Annotated in this window: 4 protein-coding genes; 2 read left to right on the top strand and 2 right to left on the bottom strand. The window is 71.5% G+C overall.

The window, feature by feature from the left end; translation table 11 throughout:
• Positions 1-299 precede the first annotated feature (299 nt).
• Positions 300-1268 (bottom strand): NAD(P)-dependent alcohol dehydrogenase, encoded by a 969-nt coding sequence (locus PLL68_RS13035; protein ID WP_324534751.1) that lies wholly within the window; start codon positions 1266-1268, stop codon positions 300-302.
• A gap of 170 nt (positions 1269-1438) precedes the next feature.
• Between PLL68_RS13035 and PLL68_RS13030 the strand changes: the two genes are divergently transcribed.
• Together PLL68_RS13030 and PLL68_RS13025 are read left to right on the top strand one after the other, a co-directional pair.
• Positions 1439-2875 (top strand): DUF429 domain-containing protein, encoded by a 1437-nt coding sequence (locus PLL68_RS13030; protein WP_324534749.1) that lies wholly within the window; start codon positions 1439-1441, stop codon positions 2873-2875.
• Between the two features lie 150 nt (positions 2876-3025).
• Positions 3026-3451, top strand: a complete 426-nt coding sequence (locus tag PLL68_RS13025) for a VOC family protein (RefSeq protein ID WP_324534746.1) — start codon at positions 3026-3028, stop codon at positions 3449-3451.
• A 27-nt stretch (positions 3452-3478) separates the two neighbouring features.
• Here the strand turns inward: PLL68_RS13025 and PLL68_RS13020 are convergent.
• Positions 3479-3733, bottom strand: a 255-nt coding sequence (locus PLL68_RS13020; RefSeq protein ID WP_324534744.1) for a LutC/YkgG family protein, incomplete at its 5' end; no start/stop codon positions are given.

Below are 3733 nucleotides of genomic sequence, written 5' to 3'. Positions count from 1 at the left end.
CCAGGCGCTCGCCTACCTCCAGGAGGGCCTGCCCAGCCGCACCTGAGCGGGCAGCGCCCGGACGAGCACGACCGACATGGCATGAGTGCGGAGGTGGCTGCCGGGGCAGCCGCCTCCGTGCGATTCGGGCGCTGTTCGTCAGTGTGGTGGGTCGCTTCGTCTTTTGACCAGCGATTGAACAAAAGTCTTTTCTGGCGCACCGAAAGCCCGAAACCACCCGGTTTTCTGCTATCAGAACCCCGCCGTGAGTGCGGAAGTGGCTGCTCCGGCAGCCACTTACGCACTCACAGCGGGGTTTGTCAGCGGGGCGTGACGACGATCTTTCCGCGGGAGGCGCCAGAGGCGACATGGTCGACGGCGGCCGCCGCCTGCTCCAGAGGAAAGGCCTTCTCGACGACCGGGCGCAGAGCGCCGCGATCGATGACCTCGTTCAGGGCGACCAGGTCTGCGGCGTTCTCCGACGAGACGAACATGACGAGGTGCTGCCTGACGAACGGTGAGAGCAGCGCCGCACCGACGGACCGCTCGAGCCCGCCGAGCCAGCGTCCGCCACCCTCGCTGCCGACGATCACGAGCGTTCCCCGCTCGGTGAGCAGGCTGCGCAGCTCGGCGACCGACCGGTGCCCGCCGATGTCGAGGATCGCGTCGAACTGCTCTTCGAGGTCGCGCAGCGAGGTGGTGGTGTGGTCGATGACCCGTGCGGCGCCGAGCGAGCGCACGAGCTCGGCCTTGGCGGGCCCGCTGACACCGGTGACGGTGGCGCCGAGGTCGACGGCGAGCTGGACGGCGAACGTGCCCACCCCTCCCGAGGCGCCGACGACGAGCACCCGATCACCGCGGCCGACGCCGGCCTTGCGCAGCGCCTGGAGGGCGGTGAGACCCGAGACGGGGACGGCCGCGGCCTCCTCCACGGTGATGGACGACGGGCAGGGTGCGAGGCGGGTGAGCGGCAGCACCGCGAGCTCGGCGAACGACCCGCGGGCGGTGCCGTACACGGCATCCCCGATGGCGTGCTCGGTGACGCCGTCGCCCAGCGCGATGATCGTGCCGGCCACGTCGCGCCCGGGGATCCTGTCCTTCGGGCGCCTCAGACCCAGGCCGAGCCGAGCCAGCAGGGGCAGGCCGGTCATGACGTGCCACGTGCCGCGGTCGACGCCGGCCGCCGCGACCCGGATGAGCACCTCGCCGGGGCCGGGGGTCGGGTCGGGCACCTCGGTGAGGGCCAGCTGGTCGCTGGTGCCGTACTGGTCCTGCACGATGGCTCGCATGACATTCCTTACGCCGTAAGTCTGAGGGGGTGCGGAACACGGTAGCCTTACGCCGTAAGATGGCGCAAGTTGCTCACCTGCCCACACCCTCGACCCAGCGCCTCACCGCCCGACCGTCCCCACATCGACCAATAGGTCACCGCAGGTACAACCCTCGACCAGGAGATCGGATGCCGTCCGCCCACCCCGAGAATCCGCGCACCCGCAGCGCGCTCAGCCGTGAGCGCGTCATCGCGCAGGCTGTCGCCCTCGCGGACGAGAAGGGCCTGGCCGCCCTCTCGATGCGTGCCCTCGCCGGTCGCCTCGGCGTCGAGGCCATGTCGCTGTACCACCACGTCGCGGGCAAGGAGGCGCTCCTCGACGCCATGCTCGACGTCGTGTTCGCCGAGATGCACCTGCCGGTGATCGGCGGCGACTGGCGAGCCGAGCTGCGCGCCCGCTCGGTCTCGGGCCGCACGGTCCTGCTGCGTCACCGGTGGGCGGTGGGGATGATGGACTCGCCGCGCAACCCGGGGCAGGAGAGCATCCGCCACCACGACGCCGTCCTGGGCTGCCTTGCTGCCGGGGGGTTCTCGCTCGAGGCCGCCGGCACGGCCTTCGCCTTGCTCGACTCCCATCTCTACGGCTTCATGGCGCAGGAGGTGAGTCTGCCGTTCACCACCGTCGACGAACTCGCCGAGATCGGGGCCACCCTCATCGGGCCCGAGGTGCAGGCCGCCTTCCCGCACTTCACCCGCTACGCGCAGGAGCGCGCCATCCAGCCGGGTTACGCGTTCGGCAACGAGTTCGAGCCCAGCCTCGACCTCGTGCTCGGGGCACTCGAGGTCCTGCGCGCGAACCCGGGCGCGTCAGCCACGGCGGCCGCCGCCTCGCACTCCACGCCGGTCGCCACCCCAGCCGGCCCCGACCCGATCGAGGTCACCGTGCCGGTGCTCGGGGTGGACGCCTGCCCCTTCGGCTGGGTTGGTGCCCTCCTCGTGCCCGGCGCTCCCCGACCCAGGGTCATCCTGGGGGAGACCATCGGTCAGCTCGTGGAGATGGTGCGAGCTGACGTCGACATCCTCGTCGTGGGCATCGACATCCCCATCGGGCTCCCCGACAGCACCCCTCGCCAGGCCGATGCCCTGGCTCGCAAGGAGCTGCCCGGCCGGGCGAGCACGGTCTTCACCACACTCACCAGGTCGGCGTACCTCGCCGACACGCGCGTCGAGGCGGATGCCGTGAACCGTCGCCTCAGCGGTCAGGGCGTCGGGGCCCAGGCCTTCGGGCTGAAGGCGAAGATCCTCGAGGTCGATTCATGGCTGCGCACCCGACCGACCATCGAGGTCATCGAGGTGCACCCCGAGGTCTCCTTCGCCGAGATGGCCGGGGCGCCGCTACCGCCCAAGCGCACCCCGGAGGGCCACGACCAGCGGCTGGCGACGCTCGCGGCATCCGGGATCGCGAGGCCGTCGGTGCTCAAGGGCTCCGGGTACGCGCCCGACGACGTGCTCGACGCCTGCGCGGTGGCATGGAGCGCGCACCGCCGGGCCACCGGCGACGCCCGCAGGTTGCCGGACCCACCCGAGGTGTTCTCGGACGGCATCCGCGCCGCCATCCACGTCTGAGAGATCCGACACGCGAACCTCCCGACTTCGTGCGACTTGGGTGCGCTCGTCGACGCCTGGAGCCCAAAATCCCGCACGGAAGTCGCACGAAGTCGGGGTAGAGGGGTCCGAGGACTTCGATCGGCAGGGGCGCGGTGGCAGGCTGGGGGCATGACCGCACGGGTTGCCCACACGACCGTCGACTGTCGCGACGCCTTCGCGCTCTCCCAGTGGTGGAAGGGGGTCCTCGACTACGTCGACGTCGAGGGTGACCCGAACCTTCCCGGCCACGAGGAGTGCATGATCGTCAGCCCGGACGGCACGCACCGGCTGCTGTTCATCGAGGTGCCCGAGGGCAAGACCGTGAAGAACCGGCTGCACCTCGACCTCGAGCCGGTCGAGGGCTCCCGCGACGACGAGCTCGCCCGCCTGCTCGCGCACGGCGCCGTCGAGGTCGCCGACCACCGCGGGCAGTACGGCCCCGGCACCGGCTGGGTGGTGCTCGCCGACCCGGAGGGCAACGAGTTCTGCATCCTGCGCACCCTCGCCGAGCGTGAGGGTGCCGCCGGGGCCGACGGGCTCGTCGAGGGCTCCTGACCCGAGCCGGCTGCTGCCCCTCGAGGGTCAGTCGGCCACGAGCACGACATGCAGGGTCCGCGGGCCGTGCACACCCTCGACGCGCGACAGCTCGATGTCGCTCGTCGCCGACGGCCCGCTGATCCACGTCAGCGGCCGCTGCGGGTCCAGCCGGCCCAGGGCGTCGCCGACATCCGGCACCACCCGGGACGCACGAACGATGCACACGTGCAGATCGGGCAGCAGCGTGATCGCCCGCCGCCCCTGACCGGGCCCGTGGTCGAGCACGACGGTGCCGGTCTC

This window comes from Ornithinibacter sp. (genome assembly GCF_035443565.1).
GTDB lineage: Bacteria > Actinomycetota > Actinomycetes > Actinomycetales > Dermatophilaceae > Fodinibacter.
Note: the sequence above shows the minus strand (reverse complement) of the source record. Positions and strands in the feature narration are given on the sequence as shown.